Source organism: Tessaracoccus sp. (assembly GCF_016714275.1).
GTDB lineage: Bacteria > Actinomycetota > Actinomycetes > Propionibacteriales > Propionibacteriaceae > Arachnia.
In genome coordinates this window covers 480,386-497,496 of the sequence record NZ_JADJNP010000004.1, presented here as the reverse complement: position 1 = coordinate 497,496, position 17,111 = coordinate 480,386, and the positions used below count along the sequence as shown (strand labels likewise).

Here is a 17,111-nt window from a genome sequence, read left to right as displayed (position 1 = left end):
GCCCGTCGAGGCCAGCCCGCCTATTCAAGGCGTTGAGCATGGATAGCCGCCGTATGCTGGCGGGAACACCTACCACGCACCCTGGCACGACGGAGGAGAAAGCACGTGAAGCTGCTTGCCACCCTGCTCGCGATGTCTGGTGTTGCGTGGGTCGCGGTCCTCGCGATCGCCTCTGCTTCTCCTCTTGTTCTTCTGGTCGCTGTCTACGTTGCCATCGCATATGTGCTCGTGCGGCGAACCGCGAGCGTCGAAGGGTTGTTCCCTCGTCTTGGCCTCCTGGGAGTGATCGGTGTGGTCGCCGCAGGGTCGCTGCTGGCGCTTCCTCTGATGAGGTCGGAGGGATCTGTCTCGCTGGGCGAAGCTCTCGGGGCCGTCGTCGCGGTGCTGATCTGGGGTTCGGCGGCGGTCGCGCTGTGGCTTGTTCCCGCTCTGATCGCCTGTTCGTTCATTCGCGACGGACGCCCTGTCGGGAGCCGCTGAGATGGGGCCCGCGCCGATGGCGCTGGAGTGGGCGGAGCAGCACTCGTCGTCCGAGATCGTTGATGTATCCGCTGTTGGCGGCGGGATCACCAATACCAAGTGGAGGTTGCGGCTAAACGACGGCGAGCAACTGGCCCTGCGATGGGCCGATCCAGAGCGTTGGGGCGAGGTGGGTCGTGAGCATGTTCGACGTGAGGCGTCGGCCTGCCGGTTGCTCGCGGACTCCGTCGCGCAGGTACCGCGTCTCGTCGCCGCCAATCTGACGGGGGAGTCGGCCGGTGGTCCGGCTTGCCTGATGGAGTGGCGGGCGGGTGCCACTCGGCTGGATCCGCTGAGCCCGGCTGCCGTGTCCGACCTGGCTCGCGCCGCTGTGGCCATCCACGCTCACAGGCTGCCTGCTGGCGAGCAGCCACCCCGGTTCACCTACCGAGGGCCGTCGCAGCTAGAGGTTCCGGCCTGGTCGCGTCGTCCCGAACTGTGGCGGCGTGCGATCGAGATCCGCCTCGCGGGGGAGCCGGCGACGTCGCACGGTCTGATCCATCGCGACTTCCACTTGGGCAACCTGCTGTGGCAGGGCGACGAGATCGCGGCGGTGGTGGACTGGGCCGAGACGTCCTGGGGTCCGAGCGACCTCGACGTCGCCCACATGTGCTCCGACTTCGCGATGCTGCACAGCCTCGACGACGCGCAGGCATTCAGGCAGGCATATCTCGACGCGGGCGGCGTCCTCGACCCCGATCCCGACGCCGCCTGCTACTGGGTGGTGAGCGACATCCTCGGGTTCCTTCCCGACCCTGGCCACATCATCCCCGGGCTGGCCCACCTCCGCCCCGACATCACTCCCGAACGGGTGCGCGCAGGCCTCGAAGACCTCCTCGCTCTCACCCTCGCCTGAGTTGGGAGTGGTTGAGCCAGGCTCGCGGGCTGTCACCCTTTGCGGCATGCGGTGGCAGCAGCGATCTAGTGACCCCCGGCCGGTTGACGGCCACGGGGTCTTCGACGTGCGCCCATAGCCCGCAGAGTCTCCGTAGGCACGGCCGGGGGAATTTCACCTTCCTCGCCAGCCCACCACTTCTTGGAGACTCATTATGGCTCACGCCGACTACCTCACCGCAGACCAGCTTTCTCACGCGCTCTCCCTGCGTGACCTCACCAATCCTGCTCAGGGCCGCCACGCGGTCCAGCTTCTACTCGACGCCGTCGTCTCGACGCTACAGAGCACTTGGGGCGGCACTGTTCGATATGTGCGCAACGCGCCCGTCGTCGCGGTGCGCGACAACTACGACCGCCTCGGATACGACCCCGGCGACGTGACCCGCGACCGCCGCTACACCCGCTACCTCAGCCCGAGCACGATGCTACGCAGTCACATGAGCGCGGAAACCCCGACGGCACTCAAGCACTACGCCGGTTGCGCGGACGTGGATGAACTGATCGTCGCGCCCGGCCTCGTCTACCGGCGCGATGTCGTCGATCGCAGTCACGTGGGGGAGCCCCACCAGGTCGACCTCTGGCGACTTCGCAGCCACCCGGACACAACGGACGACGACATGCTCGCAATGATCGCGCTGCTCGTCGACGCCGTCCTTCCGGGTGCCGAATGGAAGGTCACCGACGTCGAGCACCCCTACACCGTCGGAGGGCGCCAGATCGATGTGCGCCACGACGGCCAGTGGCTGGAACTCGCCGAATGCGGACGGATCCACCCGGAAGTGCTGCGCGGTTCGGGGCTCGATCCGCAGCGCTGGTCGGGACTGGCGCTGGGCATGGGCCTGGAGCGCGCGCTCATGCTGCGCAAGGCGATCCCCGACATCCGCTACCTGCGTGCACGGGATCCCCGGATCGCCGGACAGATGCTGACTCTGGACCCTTGGCAGCACGTCTCCCCGCTGCCGTCGGCGCGGCGCGACATCTCCGTCGTGGTCACCGAGGAGGAGGATGACGAGACGCTCGGCGACCGCATCCGCACTGCACTCGGAGCTGATGCCGACGTCGTCGATTCGGTGGAGCCGCGGAGTCGCACGTCGCACGACGCGCTGCCCGAGACCGCGCAATCGCGCCTGGGTACTCGACCAGGCCAGGTGAACCTGGTGCTGCGAATCGCGCTGCGTCCGATCGACCGGACGCTCACCTCGGCAGAGGCCAACGCCGGACTCAGGGTCGGTCACTTCCACTGCCGTTTCAGGCCGCGCGTAGCCTTCTTCAACGAGCCATTCGACCAGCTCGGACACGTCGGCATCGCCCTCTTCCACAGGCACCGGTTCAGAGCGCTGCAGTCGTTCGAAGGGTGCACCGGCCTCTAGATGGGCAAGAAGCTCATTGGCGGCAGTCGCAAGCAACGAGCGTCGCGCATCCAAGAACTCTTCGTAACGATCAAGACTCCACAAAGCACGGTCGTCGGGAACCCATTGACTGGCGAGGGCTCCCTGGTGCGTTGTCTCAACCCTTGGTAAACAGGCCGACGGATCCTCGTCTCGAATCAAGGCTCCGTTGGTCTGCTTTGTCAAGGAGCAGAAGTTGGCGACAGCATTCACTTGACCCCGTGAGTATCCCCGCTCACTGCCACGGATCACGCCGTAGAGCGATGTCGCACGCTGCTGTCCGTCGAGCAGTAGCCGGACTGTCCCCGTCGGTCATTACGCCACCGCGAGCTGCTGCGCCGTCGGCTGAGGTGTTCCAGGTCATAAACCCACCTACCGGGTATCCACGGTAGAGGGATGTGAACAGCCCGCGTACTTGATCGCGGTTCTAGACGTACCCTCGTTGAAACTCAGGAACGGCGATATCGCCGCTGTCAATCATGTCAAGGATCTGTTGAACCTTCACGATGCACCTTTGCTGTGGGGACGACTGTGTCCAACCCACATCAGCGGGGCCTATGGAACCGCAACGATGCGGTTCACGAACGCCCGGTGATGGAACTGATCTGACCGCAGCTCGTTGTGGGGTAGGGGGGGTGGCGCGAGTAAGCTCTCGCCAGTGCGTGCGTACTGGGAACTGGCCAAGGGCGGCTATCGCCGGTACACGAGATACCGGACGGCGATCCTTGCCGCGCTGATCGCCAACGGCGCGTTCGGGTTCATCCGTGCCTCGTTGCTCATGACCGCCATCACGACGGCGGGCACGGCCGTCGGCGGCTACGACCTGCAGCAGGCCTCGACCTACGTCTGGCTCGGGCAGGGCCTCCTGGGCGCGATCCCGCTGTGGGGCGTGACCGAGATCGCGGCGCGGGTGAAGTCGGGCGAGATCGCGATGGACTTCCTGCGGCCCGTGGCGGCGCTCGGCCAGTGGTGGGCCGCCGACCTCGGCCGGGCCGCTTCCCAGGTACTGCCCCGGATGGTGCCGATGCTCGCCGTCGGCGCGCTGACCACCGGGCTCGCCCTCCCGCGGCAGCCGCTGCCCTACCTGCTCTTCCTGGTCTCGCTCGTGCTGGCAGTGAGCCTCGCGTTCCTCGCCTGGACGCTGGTGAACCTGCTCGCGATGTGGGTGGTGGAGATCCGCGGCTACCACGCTGTCTTCGTGATCGTCATGAACCTGCTGACCGGTCTACTCGTTCCCGTGTCCTGGTTCCCTGACTGGCTGCGGATCCTGGCCGACGCCACCCCTTTCCCCTCGATGTTCCAGACCCCCATCGACATCGTCATGGGCCTCGCCGGTCCGGAAGCCATCGGCGTCCAGGCGGTCTGGCTGGTCGTGCTCGTCGGTACAGCCCAGCTGATGTTGCACCGCGGCACGCGGAAGCTGGTGATCCACGGTGGCTGAGACCCGCGCCCGCACTCGCCGCGCGGAGACGGCGCCTGTCACCTGGTGGTTCATGGTCCGGACGATGGTCGGCGCCCGGATCAGGGCGCAGGCCGGCTTCCGGTCGAGCTTCGCGGCCGACCTCGCAAGCCAACTGCTGCTGGCCGCCACCGAGTTCGTCGAGATCTACGTGCTCCTGCACAACGCGCCCGTCTTCGGCGGCATGAACCTGGCCCAGGCCACCGTCGTCTACGGGCTGGCCTGCGTCGCCTTCGGCGTCGCCGACATGCTGTTCGGCCAGCTCGACAACATGCACGGCTTCATCCGGGAGGGGCGGCTCGAGACGCTGTTGGTGCGCCCGACGTCGCTGCTGCTGCAGTTGGTCACCGCCGACGTGCAGTTGCGCCGGCTCGGGCGCGCCGCCTTCGGGCTGGCCGCGTACCTGTTCGCACTCTCCATCTGCGGCGTCGCGTGGACCCCGGAGAAGGTGGCGCTCGCCACGCTGGCGCCGATCGGCGGGATCCTCATCTTCGGCGCGCTGTTCCTCGCCTCCGGGTCGCTGCACTTCTGGGTCCTCGACGGCCAGCAGGCGGGCAACGCGTTCGTCTACGGCGGCCGCTACGTCAGCTCGGTACCGGCCGGGGGGCTCATGACGCCCGTGCGGGTCTTCTTCACGTTCGTAGTCCCCGCCACCCTCGTGGCCTACGTGCCGTCGGCGGTGCTCGTCAGCGCGCCGCTGCCGGACTTCCTGGTCGCCGAGATGGCCTGGCTCGGCATCCCCGTCGGGGTCGCCTTGTGGGGGATCGTGCTGCTCATCTGGCGCGCCGGGATTCGTCGCTACACCGGAGCGGGAGGATAGCCGCATGTCCATCATCGACGCCGAGGGGCTGACGAGAGAGTTCGTCGTCTACGAGGGCGCCGGCCTCCGCCGGAAGCGCCGCGTCGTGCACGCCGTCGAGGGCCTGACGCTGCGGGTCGAGGCCGGCGAGGCCGTCGGCTACATCGGGGCGAACGGCTCGGGGAAGTCGACGACCATCAAGATGGTCTCCGGCATCCTCACGCCGACCTCTGGGAGCATCCACACCTGCGGGCTGCGGCCAGTTCCCGAGCGCCGGACGCTGGCGCGGCGGATCGGAGTCGTGTTCGGACAGCGGTCCGCGCTGTGGTGGGACCTGCCGTTGGAGGAGTCCTTCCCGATCCTCGCCGCGATGCACCGGATGCCGCGCGCGGCCTGGCGCAGCAGGTTCGACGTCCTGGTCGACGAGTTGGAACTGTCGTCGTTCCTTGCCCGCCCCGTGCGCACCCTGTCCCTCGGCCAGCGCATGCGCGGCGAGGTAGCCGCCGCGCTGCTACACTCCCCCAGCCTCGCCGTCCTCGACGAGCCGACCATCGGCCTTGACATGATCAGCAAGGAGAACCTGCGCCGCTTCCTCGCCCGCGAACGCGCCGAGCGCGGCACCACGCTCCTGCTCACCACGCACGACATGGGCGACGTCCAGCGCCTGTGCGACCGCATGGTCGTGATCGACGGCGGCCGAGTCGCTTTCGATGGCACGGAGGCGGAGCTGGTCGCGGCGACGGACGCCGAGCGGATCCTCGTCGTCGACCTGGCCGAACCCGTTGCCGGTACCCTCCGGCTGCCGGACGGCGCGGCGGTGACCGCCACCGAAGCCGACGGCGTCAGGCTGAGCATCTCGTTCCGACCCCAACGGCTGTCGGCGGCGCAGGTGCTCGCCGCCGTCCAAGCCCAGGCCGAGGTGATCGAGCTGTCGCTGGCCGAGCCCGCGATCGAGGACCTCGTCCGTCGCATCTACGCCTCGGGAGCGGCGTCCTCAGGCACTGACTGAGCCTGACAACCGGGAACGTCAGACCGGCGCAGCGGGTGTAGAACGGATTGATAGTGCTCGGTAACCCGACCACCGAGTTCGTCAGCCGCTGCCTCAGCGGCAGCCGCCTCGGTCGTCGTCCAGTTGCTGAAAGTCTTGAACAGGAGCCCGACCTGCTGGCACTCAGGTCTATCGACCGGCGCAAGTGTTCAGTCCGCACTGGGTCGAACCATCCTCCATCCGCCAACTCCGTCATGGTGGGGCGCTGATCGCGGCTGCGTCCGGTGTCAGCGTGGTTGCGCTTCGCCACAATGTCTTCGACCCTGCGACGGAACGGGGTATCCACTGTCGTCGCCGAATACGTTGCGCCATACTGCGAACCAGCCACCTCGACGTAGCGCGCGATGCAGCTTCGGCAACCCGATGGACAGGTCGACCCAATGCATCGCCGTGGCGGCGACCACCGAGTCAAAATCGGCATCGGCAAGCTGCACATCCTCGAGGCGTGCCTGCACCACTTGCATCGGGCGGGTTGCCTGCTCGATGAGCGAGGCGAGTTGTGGACTCCGTGAGTACGATCGGGGCATGAGACGACTCGTGCTGATGCGCCACGCGAAGACGGAGGCCACGAATCCCCTGGGCGACAAGGCCCGCAGGCTCACCTCCCGCGGTGTGCAGGACTCCCAGGCGGCCGGCATCGAGCTGGTGGCCCTCGGCGTCGACCACGCCCTCGTATCGACGGCCACCAGGACCCGGGAGACATTCGCCGCCACCGGGGTGGACGTGCCCGCGGAGTTCCAGGACGCGCTGTACTTCCACGGCACGGAGACGATGCTCGCGCGCATCGGCGAGACCTCGGATGACGTGCACTGCCTGCTTGTGATCGGCCACGCGCCCACCATTCCCTCGCTCACCGCGGAACTCGCCTACGCCTCCGACCGGCGCGCGGCCGACGAGGCGCAGTGCTGGTACCCGACGGCGGCGTACTCGACGTTCGAGTTCGAGGGCTCCTGGGCGGACCTCGCCGACGGCGACTTCGGAGCGGTGCGGCTGACCGCCATCCGCCGGCCGCACTGAGCTCGTCGGCGGCCAGCGACCCGTCGCATCTAGAGGTACGGATCAGGACGCGGGGTCAGGCGGGACGAGTGACAGGTCCTGTTAACGCGACGGTAATCCGGGGCCGACGAGCCGTTACACCCGGCCCGGACATGCTTACCTGAGCGTTACCGAACCACATCCTCACTGCAATCTGGCGGGCGCAGGATTTCACCCATGAACCTGCTAGACATCGACACCGGTAACACTGCCTGGGTCCTGACAAGCGCAGCACTCGTGCTCCTCATGACCCCTGGCCTTGCCTTCTTCTATGGAGGCATGGTCCGCGCCAAGAGCGTCCTCAACATGCTGATGATGTCCGTCGCCACGATGGGAATCGTCGGGGTGCTGTGGATCATCGTCGGCTACTCCATGGCCTTCGGCGACTCGATGGGCCGCCTCATCGGCAACCCGTTCGAGTTCGCCTTCCTCAAGGGCCTCATGTCTCCCGACGCCGTGACCGGCGGCGTGCCCGACATCGTCTTCGCGGGCTTCCAGTCGGCGTTCGCGATTATCGCCGTCGCGCTGGTCTCCGGCGCCGTCGCTGACCGCATGAAGTTCTCCGCCTGGGCCGCATTCGCCGCGCTGTGGGCACTGCTCGTGTACTTCCCCGCCGCGCACGCCGTGTTCTCCTTCGACACCGAGTCCGGCCACCAGGGCGGCTTCGTCGCCAACGTGATCGGCGCCATCGACTTCGCGGGCGGCACCGCCATCCACATCAACGCGGGCATCGGCGCGCTGGCGCTCTGCCTCGTGCTCGGCAAGCGGGTCGGCTTCGGCCGGATCCCGATGCGGCCCCACAACCTTCCGCTCGTGATGCTCGGCGCCGGCCTGCTGTGGTTCGGCTGGTTCGGCTTCAACGCCGGCTCGGCCCTTGGCGCCAACACCACCGCGGGCGTCGCATGGATCAACACGCTGGGCGCGACCGCCGCCGCGATGCTCGCCTGGTTGCTCGTCGAGCGGCTGCGCGATGGCCACGCCACCTCGCTGGGTGCCGCGTCGGGCATCGTCGCGGGCCTCGTCGCCATCACGCCCGCCGCGCACTCGGTCAGCCCTGCGGGCGGCCTGGTGATCGGCGCGATCGCCGGTGCGCTCTGCGCCATGGCCGTGGGGCTCAAGTTCCGCCTCGGCTACGACGACTCGCTCGACGTCGTGGGCGTCCACCTCGTCGGCGGCCTCGTCGGCACCCTGCTCATCGGCCTGTTCGCTGATCCCGAGAGCCCCGCGGGCGCGGGCGGCCTCTTCTTCGGCGGCGGCGTCGAGCTCCTCGGCAAGCAGGCCGCGGGCGCCGCGGTGGTCCTCGTGTACTCCTTCGTCGTGACCTTCCTCATCGCGAAGGTCCTCGACAAGGTGATGGGCCTGCGGGTCGCTCCCGAGGTCGAGACCGCGGGCATCGACACCACGGAGCACGCGGAGACCGGCTACGACCTCAGCCACGTCGCCTACTCCAGCTACGGCGTCAAGCAGACCCTCATCATCCCCACCCGAGAGGAGACCAACGCATGAGACTCGTCACTGCCATCGTTCAGCCCAACATGCTCACCCAGGTACAGATCGCCCTCGCCCAGCACGGCGTCGCCGGCATGACCGTCACCGAGGTCTCCGGTTACGCCCGTCAGCGCGGCCACCGCGAGGTCTACCGCGGAGCCCAGTACACGATCGACTTCATCTCGAAGGCCAAGATCGAGGTACTGGTTGACGACGAGGAGGCGTCCGACGTGATCGACGTCATCACGGCAGCCGCCCGCACCGGCGCCGTCGGCGATGGCAAGGTGTGGTCGACCCCGGTTGACGAGGTCGTCCGCATCCGGACCGGCGAGCGCGGCGCCCTCGCCGTCTGACTGCCACCGACAACTGAACACAAATCTGCGTAGGTTTCCTCAGCTGTGCAATACGTACAGCTCAGGCAACCTACGCAGATTTGCGTTCGGAAGTGGCGCCGGTCGGTCACTCGCCGACAAAGGGGAACGCGTCGAACAGCCGGGAAAGGGTGCGGCGGCGGGCGTCGCTGAGCGGGGCGAACTCGTCAACCATCAGCGTCCGCCGCCCGGGGCGGCCACCCCGCGCCCAGGTGCCGACGACGCGACCCCCGGCGACGATCGTGCGCCGGAACACCCCGTTGTTGCCGGGCACGATGCGCTGGTGTTCGGCCTCCGTCATAGCGAACGTGCGGTCCTGGTAGCCGAGGACGAACTCGTCGAACCCCGGCAGCAGCAGTGGTGCCGACGACGCCCGACCCAGCGCAGCCACCTCGTCCAGCAGCCCGGGACGCCAGTACGCGGGCTCCGCAGCGCCGTCGGCCTCGAGGTCATCGACGATCAGCGGGAGGGCTCGCCGGATCTCGCCGAGCGAGAGCTTCGTCCACCAGGCGAAGTCGCGAAGGGTCGCTGGCCCATGGCTGGTCAGGTACCTGCGCAGAAGCTCGGCGACAGCGGGGACCCGGTCGCCGTCGAACCGCTCGGCCACCGTCCGCCCGCTCGGGAGCCACTCCTCGGCCAGCGCGACATCCTGCTCCGTTCCGTTCCACGGCCCGTAACAGAGACGGGTCTCGGAGATCAGCGCGGCGAGCACGTGGTAGCCGCGGCCGCCCTGCGGATCGAACACGCCGTCGGCCCACAGCTGGAAGAGCACGGGCCGCGGGATCGGCCCATCGGCGAGGGCCCGTTCTGCGACGGCGAACGCCTCGTCCACGTGGGTGTGATCCAGCCCCAGCTGGTGCCGCCGGTTCCGGGCCGCGCGCACCGCCGGCGCCGCACACAGCTCGGTCACCCAGATGACGTCCTCGGCGGGCATCAGGAAGACGGTCCCCCGCATCGGGTAGCCGCGCACGAGTCTGCCCGCGCTGAGGTCGTCGAGGGCTCCCTGAGCCGTCCCGCCCCTCACCCGCAGCGCCGCTGACGAGATCGCCCCGGGAAGGTCCTGCCCCTGCATCGCGACGAAAGCACCGACGGCGTCCGCCGCGGTCTCGAAGGGCCTGGTCACCAGCCCTTGGGCGACGAGTCGGGCACGGGCACGCGTCGCGTCAGGCATGGAGACAGCGTAACTGTCGGGCCCTTGGGACGCATTCCACAGAATCTCAACTCTTCGGCGCCGAAGTTGCCTCATGAAACCCTCGAATGTTGACGCACCGAGCAGAGCTGGCTTCAGGCAGTCCTGGGACAGGTTCCGGTCGGCGCGTCGAAGAAAGCCCGCACCGCGGCCAACAGGCACCCGAGAACCGGAACATGCACCGCAGGCGCCGACCGGGACCTGTCCCAGGACTGCCCAAGCGGACCGTGCTTGGGTCCTCGAACGTGTGCTCAGGCGAGGTTGAGGGCGACCGCGGCGGCGACCTCGCGGCCGCTGCGGACCGCGCCCTCCATGTAGCCGTTGAACCGCGTCGCGTACTCGGCGCCGGCCCAGTGCAGGACGCCCTCCGGCTCCGCGAGGATCGGACCACTGGTGGTCCATACCCCCGGAGCGAAGTGCGCGCCGTGACAGCCTCCCGTGAATTTCTCGGTCGACCAGTCGCGCTCGATGTACGCGATGGGGTGCTTTGCCTCCTCGCCGAACGTCCGCGCCACCGAGTCGACGAACGCGCGCTCCCGCAGTGTGATCGATCGGCGCGACAGCGACTCCGCGTCTGCGCCCTCGAAGTAGCCCATCAGGTGGCCGCGGTTCTCCTCGTCCACCGTGGCGTCGAACGTCACCCGGACGGCGCCCTCGTCGGCGCTCGACTGGCCGGAGAAGCCCTTGTCTCGCCAGAACGGTCGCTCGTAGATGAGGAAGGCCTTGATCACATTGCCCGCGGCCACCCGGTCGGCCGCCTCCGCACGCCACTCCGGCAACGGCGGCTCGTGCTCCAACGCGACCGCCAGCCGGGGCGGCAGCGTCGAAATGACCTGCTTGGCCTGGACGATCTCGCCGTCCGCGAGGGTCAGCGTCGCGGAGCGGTCGTCGTGGGTAACCTTTACGACCTCGGCGCCGGTGCGGACCACGTCGCCCAGGCGGGCGGCAAGAGCGTCAGCGACCGCCGAAACGCCGCCGTCGACGCGCTTCTGGTTGAGGCCACCGTTGCTCGCGAGCATCGACTCGAGATCCGGCCCGGAACTCACCTGCAGCAGACCCTCGATCAAGGTCGCGCCCTTTGGCATGACGCCGAACGCTGCGGCGTACACCTCCCCGAAGCGGCGCTGCGCGCCCTGCGTGCGCAGGTTGGTTGTCACCCAGCGGCGGAGATCCTGGTTGAGCCAGGTGTCGTTGGACTTGCGCCACGCAGGATCGTCGCGGAGGCGCTCCGCGAGCCGGCGCAGGCGCAGCAGGCCCTGGCCGAGGTCCGAAACCTCGAACGGCGTGAGCGCGGGCGCCTCGTCGTCGGACGACGGCACCTCGATCGACTGGCCGCGGAGACGAACCACGAGATTGCCCGTCGTGGGAATGCCGATCGTCGCGAACCCGAGCTCCTCGGTGAGCTCGATCAGCGCGTCGAAGCCTGGACCGACCCATTGGCCTCCCAGCTCGACGTAGCCTCCACCCGGCAGGACGCGGTTCTCGACGCGGCCGCCGACCCTGTCGCGCGCCTCGAGGACGACGACGTTCTGGCCCCGCTCCGTGAGGTACCGGGCAGCCACCAGGCCAGCAAGCCCGGCGCCGATGATGGCGCAGTCGAACACGCTTCCTCCTCATAAACCGAAGACACCCCGAGCTCCCCGGGGGCGAAAGCAAGCCTACAAGGCCTAGGCAGGGCCGGCAGCGACGCCCCTAGGTAACGGGCAGGGACAGCAAACGGGACGACCTGGAGAGTCGTCCCGCTGTCCGAGCCGCCCACGGGATTCGAACCCGTGACCTACGCTTTACGAGAGCGTCGCTCTACCGACTGAGCTAGGGCGGCAGCAGGACGGAACTATACCGACTCGGCTCACCCGACGCTACTTGCAGCGGGTGCCGTCCTTGGGGGCGTTGCCGTCAAGGAGGAAGCCGTCAACCGCCTTGGCGATGCAGCTGTTGTCGCCGGTCACGGCGCCGTGGCCCGCTCCCTCAAGGGTCAGCAGCGTGCCCGACTCCAACCGCTTCGCCATCGATACGGCCTGCTGGTACGGCGTCGCAGAGTCCCCGGTGGTGCCGACGACAAGGATCGGTGGGGCGCCCGCCGCTGTGATCTTCAGCCGCGGGGCGGACCCGGCCGTCCACTTCTGGCAGGTATAGCTGGTGCCCATGTTCGGCGCCATGACCGGCGCCTTCGGGAAGGTGTCCCGCCAGTCGTCGAGCACGACGTCGGCGCCCTCGTCCGCCTCGTCGGCGCACGCCATGGCAGGGAACGCGAACGCGATGGTCTCGTAGTGGGTGTCCTCGCGGCCGTTCATGAAGTCCGCGGCGCGCAGCAGGCTGGCGCCGTCGCCCGTGTACGCCTGGCCGATCATCGTGGCGAGCGGCCGGTAGGCGCTGTCGTCCTCGTACAGGAAGAGCGCGACGCCCGTGGCTGCCAGCGACTGCGTCAGCGTCCGCTGCCCGACGCGGATCGGCTTGCTGTCGAGGCCGTGAAGGAAGTCGTCGAGGTCGTTCAGGACCTGCTCGGTCGAGTCGCCGAGCGCGCAGAGATCCGAACCCCCGCACCACTTCGCGAAGTTCGTGAGCGCCAACTCGAAGCCTGCCGCTTGCGGGGTCGGGTCCTCGTCGGTGATCTCGACGGCGGCGTCCAGCACGAGCCGGCCGGTAGAGCTCGGGAACAGCTCCGCGTACATCGCCCCGACGAACGTGCCGTAGGAGACGCCCACGTAGTTCAGCTTCTCGGCCCCCAGCAGGTGCCGGATGAGGTCGAGGTCACGCACGACGTCGATGGTGGTGATGTGGTCGAGCAGCTTGCCTGACCCGTCGCGGCACTGTTGCGCGAAGTCGATCCCGCCGGCCCGCAGCGCCTTGTCCTCGGCGGCGTCGTCAGGGCTGGAGTCGAGCTCCATGATCTTGTCGGTCTGCTCGAGGGTGCCGCAGACGACGTGTGTGGACTCCCCCGTGCCGCGCGGATCCCAGCCGACGGTGTCGTAATTGGGCCAGCGGCCGGCGAGGCCCTCGGCCATGTCCTGGCCGCCGAAACCCGGGCCACCGGGGTTGACGAACAGCGGGCCGCGGCTGGAGTCGCCGTTCGGGACGCGCCGCACCGCGACCTCGATGGCGGCGCCCTTCGGATCATCCCAGTCGAGCGGGACGGTGACCTTCGTGCACTGCGAGACCTCGGAGTCCTCGCACTTCTTCCAGGTGAGCTTCTGCTCCGCGTAGGCACGCTGGTCGCCGAGCGAGTCGAGGAAGTCGACGCGCGGCGTGCCCTTGGCGGTGTAGTCCAGCTGCCGGTCCGCGTCGGCGTTGTCGACGGCGGGAAGAAGGGCGTGCTCCGAGATGGGCTTCTCGGGCGTACCGGGAAGGCGGGCACCCTCGGGAAGCGGAACGGCCGTGGGGGCGCCCGACGGCTTCGGCGTCGCCTCAGGGTCGCGGTTCTGGCCGCCGATCATCCCACCGAAGAAGAGTGACGCCACCAACACCGCGGCGACGACCCCGAGGAAGACCTGCGCGACCTTCACCCACCTGCTCATCAATACCCTTCCGACGCAACGCGAGCCTCACGCGCGCGTGCCGTCGAACATACCGAATGCAGCGGACACTTCACGACTTCGCCGGAGCCCATCCGGACGGTTACCGCGTCTGAAGGCACCGAATGGCCGGTCACGACGCCGTCTTCGTCGCCCACGGTGACCCGCTCCCCGACACCCGGCGCCCGCCGCTGGAAGTCGACGTAGAGCGGGTGCTCGTAGGTGAGGCAGCACATGAGCTTCCCGCAGGCGCCCGCGATCTGCAGCGGGTTGGCGGGGAGCCCCTGCACGCGGGCGAGCCGCAACGACACCGGCTCGAACTCGTTCAGGAACGTGGCACAGCACAGCTCGCGGCCGCAGGAGCCGACGCCGCCGATGAGCCGGGCTGCGTCGCGCGACCCCACTTGGCGCAGGTCGATCCGGGCGTGCAGCCCGCGGGCCAGGTCGCGGAGCAGCGCGCGGAAGTCCACGCGGTGCGGCGCGGTGTAGTAGACGGCGACGAGGCGATCGACGTCCGGGAGGCTGTCCAGGTAGTCGATACCGACCACCTTCATCGGCAACCCGTGCTCGGCGATCATCCCGCGGACGACGTCGGCCGCCTCCGCCCGGAAGGCGCGGTTGGCTTCGTCGCGGCGCAGGTCCGCGTCGGTAGCGAGGCCTTGGCAGACGGGGACACCGTCGGCGAGCGGCTCCGGCACATCCTCGGCGGCCCACACGACCTGCGCTACCTCGACGCCACCCTCGGTCGGATAGCGCACCCATTGACCGACGCGGTACCGACCGTCGCCGGGGTCGAGATAGTGCAGCTGACCGTGCTTCTCGAACGCGACGGCCATCACCCGTGACATGGGATCAGCCTAGCTTGGCGCTCCCACGCCTCCGGGCCCACGGTCTATTGGTTTCGACTCGCCGGTTCAGCTAGCGCTCACGCGGCGGCTCAACCAGACTACGACCGCTTTGCTTCCTTGGCGCGCCAGCGGGCGATCGAGAACGCGGCGTCGACGCCGGCCCGGCCACCGCCGATGCAGAAGAACAGGATACCGACGGCTGCCAGGAGCAGGTCGCGGTCGCCGATGAACCCATCGACACCCGGGCGGAACACGCTGAACGCGCCCCAGCGCAGGAAGGCGAGCGAGCCGGCGGCGAGCACCGTCATGAGGAGGCCGACGACGCGCACGGCGAGGCCGATCACCAACAGGACGGCGAGCGCGGCGAGGCCGAAGCCGGCAATCCAGGACAGGAGTCGCGGCTCAGGCAGCAGCGTGCGGCCGAGCAGCTCGGCGCTGGCGTCGATGTTGGAGAGGATCTGGTAGCCGATGATCCCGAGGATGCCCGCGGTGATGAGGCGCAGGACGAGCAGTCCGAAGCTCGCGAACCGGCCGACGCCCGGGCGCGGGAGCGGCGTCGCGGCGCGCACCGCGTTGGCGTCGGAGGTGGCGACGAGGCCGAGGCGCTGGTCGCGGGCCTCCTTCTCGGCGCGCAACTGGTCGGCGATGCGCTGCTCCTCAGCAGCCTCCTCGGCGAGATCGATTCGCTGCGTCTGATCGATCGACGGCGCGCCCTCCCCTTCCCCGCGGTACAGCCCGGCGAGGGCGGGACCTGCCGCCGCCTCGGGCGCTGGCGCCAGCGCCGCGGCGGGGAGCAGGGCCGTCGCCTCCTCCTCTGCGGGGGGCTCTTCCTCGACAACCGACACGACCCGCGCGGTCTGCTCGACCTCGCCGTCATCCGAGAGGGGCGGCGCATCGACCGGGCGGCCGAACGGGACATGGCCCGGAGCGGGCGCCTCGTCGATCTCGACGGTCTCCTCCACGACAGGGACGTCCTCCACGGCGGGGCCATCCTCGACGACCGCGGTCTCCTCCGCGACGACCTCCTCAGTCCACTCCTCCGCGGCCGGCTCGCTCTGCTCCTCGGCGACGAACACCTGCTCGTCCGCCTCAGGCTCATCCGCGATCTCAGGCTCGGCGGCGGGCTCGACATAGGGCTCCGGCTCCGCGACGACCGGCGGTGGCACGGGGACCGACTGCTCGGCCGCGTAGTCATCCCACTCGACAGGCGACACGGGAACGCCGTAGTCGGTCTGCTCGTCGGCCCACTCGTCCTCGCGGGGAGTGTCGGCCTGGACCCAGTCGTTGTTCGACATTTCGATTTCACCTTGTTCGTCGGCAGTCTTGCCCTTCATCTTGTCATCCAGGTCAGCGGCGCCCTGGGGGGACACGCCCGCGCGGCGACGACCGAAGATGCAGGGCTATCCGCGGCGAGCGAACTGGAGGTCGATGAGGAGGGCCTCCAGGGCGAGGAGGGGTGCCACGTTGCCCTCGAGCGCCGTCCGGGCGCGCAGGATGGCGTCGAGAGCGTGCACCGTCTGCTCCGGGGTGGAGCGGCTCGCGAGGGGTTCGATCTCGTCCGCGAAGTCCGCGTTCACAAGGTCGACGCCGGGCGCCGTCTGCACGGCGAGGACGTCACGGTAGAAGCCGGTCAGCTCGGTGAGGACGCGGTCGAGGGCGTCGCGCTGGATTCGCTTGACACGCAGCTTCTGCTGGTCCTCCAGCTCGCGGACCGCGGCCTGCGCCGAGCGGACCTTTACGCCCCTTGTGCCCATGCCGAGCGACTCTTGCAGCGCTGTCATCTCCCGCGCGTCCACATCGGCCGTGGCCTGGGTGGCCTCCGCGCCCGCCGCGGACACGAGGTGCCCTGCGGCCTCCAGGCACGCGCTGACGCTGTCCAGCCTGCCGGGCAAGGTGAGGATCTCGCGCCGGCGGGTGCGCGCGTCCTCGCTCCTGGCGAGTACACGAGCCCGTCCGACGTGCCCCTGCGCGGCACGCGCCGCGAGCGTCGCGAGCCCGGGCGAGACGCCGTCGCGTGCCACGAGCAGCTCCGCGACGGCGTCGTCGCTAGGCGTGATCAGCTTGATCACGCGGCTGCGCGACCGGATGGTGACGATGACATCGTCAGGACTGGGCGCGCAGAGCAGCCACACGGTCTGCGGCTCCGGCTCCTCGAGACCCTTGAGCAGCGCATCGGCGCCGCGCTCGGTGATCCGATCGGCGTCCTCGACGACGACGATCTGGTAGCGCCCCTTGATCGGCGAGAGGTTGGCCCTGCCCACGAGGGCGCGCACCTCGTCGACGCCGATCGACAGCTTCTCGGTGCGCAGGAGCGTGACGTCGGGGTGCGCGCCGGACAGCGTCGTGCGGCACTCCTCGCACGCGCCGCAGCCGCCTCCCGCGCACTGGAGCGCGGCGGCGAAGGCCTTTGCGGCGTTGGACCTGCCCGACCCCGGCGGGCCGACGAACAGCCACGCGTGCGTCATGGCGTGGCGGCGGCCGTCGACGGCGCGGCGCAGCGTCTCCACCGCTCGCTGCTGACCGATCAGCTCAGACCACACGTCACTCACGGGGATCATCCT

16 protein-coding genes and 1 tRNA gene are annotated in these 17,111 nt (G+C 69.0%); 9 read left to right on the top strand and 8 right to left on the bottom strand.

All coding sequences use genetic code 11. The annotated features are described in order from the left end of the window. Positions 1 to 105 precede the first annotated feature (105 nt). The 6 genes from IPJ61_RS16555 to IPJ61_RS16530 all read left to right on the top strand — a co-directional run bounded on the left by IPJ61_RS16555 (position 106) and on the right by IPJ61_RS16530 (position 6,068). Entirely contained in the window at positions 106 to 480 is a 375-nt protein-coding gene (locus tag IPJ61_RS16555; protein WP_297110123.1) for a hypothetical protein, read from the top strand. A gap of 1 nt (position 481) precedes the next feature. Continuing rightward, positions 482 to 1,375, top strand: coding sequence for a phosphotransferase family protein (locus IPJ61_RS16550; RefSeq protein ID WP_297110121.1), 894 nt, complete (start codon positions 482 to 484; stop codon positions 1,373 to 1,375). Positions 1,376 to 1,568: 193 nt separating this feature from the next. After that, on the top strand, positions 1,569 to 2,783 hold the full coding sequence (srmL, locus tag IPJ61_RS16545) for a PheS-related mystery ligase SrmL (protein WP_297110117.1): 1,215 nt from the start codon (positions 1,569 to 1,571) through the stop codon (positions 2,781 to 2,783). A gap of 676 nt (positions 2,784 to 3,459) precedes the next feature. After that, entirely contained in the window at positions 3,460 to 4,242 is a 783-nt protein-coding gene (locus IPJ61_RS16540) for an ABC transporter permease (RefSeq protein ID WP_297110113.1), read from the top strand. Continuing rightward, complete coding sequence (locus tag IPJ61_RS16535; protein WP_297110110.1) at positions 4,235 to 5,080, top strand: ABC transporter permease; 846 nt, start codon at positions 4,235 to 4,237, stop codon at positions 5,078 to 5,080. The genes IPJ61_RS16540 and IPJ61_RS16535 overlap by 8 nt, the downstream gene beginning before the upstream one ends. Positions 5,081 to 5,084: 4 nt before the next feature. Next, positions 5,085 to 6,068 carry an ABC transporter ATP-binding protein gene (locus IPJ61_RS16530; protein ID WP_297110106.1) on the top strand — a complete coding sequence of 328 codons (984 nt, stop codon included), beginning with the start codon at positions 5,085 to 5,087 and terminating at the stop codon, positions 6,066 to 6,068. A 266-nt stretch (positions 6,069 to 6,334) separates the two neighbouring features. Here the strand turns inward: IPJ61_RS16530 and IPJ61_RS16525 are convergent, their stop codons facing one another. Next, a complete protein-coding gene (locus IPJ61_RS16525) occupies positions 6,335 to 6,634 on the bottom strand; it encodes a class I SAM-dependent methyltransferase (RefSeq protein WP_297110102.1) in 300 nt (99 codons plus the stop codon). On the opposite strand from IPJ61_RS16525, the gene IPJ61_RS16520 reads away from it, so the two are divergent. The 3 genes from IPJ61_RS16520 (at position 6,633) to IPJ61_RS16510 (ending at position 8,983) form a co-directional block, all read left to right on the top strand. Continuing rightward, the gene (locus IPJ61_RS16520) at positions 6,633 to 7,124 is read left to right on the top strand and encodes a SixA phosphatase family protein (protein WP_297110099.1); all 492 of its coding nucleotides are present in this window, start codon (positions 6,633 to 6,635) and stop codon (positions 7,122 to 7,124) included. The genes IPJ61_RS16525 and IPJ61_RS16520 overlap by 2 nt on opposite strands. Before the next feature lie 195 nt (positions 7,125 to 7,319). Beyond that, entirely contained in the window at positions 7,320 to 8,648 is a 1,329-nt protein-coding gene (locus tag IPJ61_RS16515) for an ammonium transporter (RefSeq protein WP_297110096.1), read from the top strand. Then, positions 8,645 to 8,983 carry a P-II family nitrogen regulator gene (locus tag IPJ61_RS16510; RefSeq protein ID WP_297110093.1) on the top strand — a complete coding sequence of 113 codons (339 nt, stop codon included), beginning with the start codon at positions 8,645 to 8,647 and terminating at the stop codon, positions 8,981 to 8,983. The genes IPJ61_RS16515 and IPJ61_RS16510 overlap by 4 nt, the downstream gene beginning before the upstream one ends. Positions 8,984 to 9,089: 106 nt before the next feature. On the opposite strand, the gene IPJ61_RS16505 is transcribed toward IPJ61_RS16510, so the two are convergent. The 7 genes from IPJ61_RS16505 to IPJ61_RS16475 all read right to left on the bottom strand — a co-directional run bounded on the left by IPJ61_RS16505 (position 9,090) and on the right by IPJ61_RS16475 (position 17,108). After that, complete coding sequence (locus IPJ61_RS16505) at positions 9,090 to 10,172, bottom strand: winged helix DNA-binding domain-containing protein (protein WP_297110090.1); 1,083 nt, start codon at positions 10,170 to 10,172, stop codon at positions 9,090 to 9,092. A 269-nt stretch (positions 10,173 to 10,441) separates the two neighbouring features. Further along, the gene (locus IPJ61_RS16500; protein WP_297110087.1) at positions 10,442 to 11,794 is read right to left on the bottom strand and encodes a flavin monoamine oxidase family protein; all 1,353 of its coding nucleotides are present in this window, start codon (positions 11,792 to 11,794) and stop codon (positions 10,442 to 10,444) included. A 145-nt stretch (positions 11,795 to 11,939) separates the two neighbouring features. Beyond that, positions 11,940 to 12,012 (bottom strand) — tRNA-Thr (locus IPJ61_RS16495). A gap of 37 nt (positions 12,013 to 12,049) precedes the next feature. Then, on the bottom strand, positions 12,050 to 13,705 hold the full coding sequence (locus tag IPJ61_RS16490) for an alpha/beta hydrolase (protein ID WP_297110084.1): 1,656 nt from the start codon (positions 13,703 to 13,705) through the stop codon (positions 12,050 to 12,052). Further along, positions 13,705 to 14,550 (bottom strand): PSP1 domain-containing protein, encoded by an 846-nt coding sequence (locus tag IPJ61_RS16485; RefSeq protein ID WP_297110081.1) that lies wholly within the window; start codon positions 14,548 to 14,550, stop codon positions 13,705 to 13,707. Before IPJ61_RS16485 ends, IPJ61_RS16490 begins: the two co-directional genes overlap by 1 nt. 98 nt (positions 14,551 to 14,648) lie before the next feature. Beyond that, complete coding sequence (locus IPJ61_RS16480; protein WP_297110078.1) at positions 14,649 to 15,845, bottom strand: DoxX family protein; 1,197 nt, start codon at positions 15,843 to 15,845, stop codon at positions 14,649 to 14,651. A gap of 105 nt (positions 15,846 to 15,950) precedes the next feature. Further along, positions 15,951 to 17,108 (bottom strand): DNA polymerase III subunit delta', encoded by a 1,158-nt coding sequence (locus IPJ61_RS16475; protein WP_297110075.1) that lies wholly within the window; start codon positions 17,106 to 17,108, stop codon positions 15,951 to 15,953. Positions 17,109 to 17,111 lie beyond the last annotated feature (3 nt).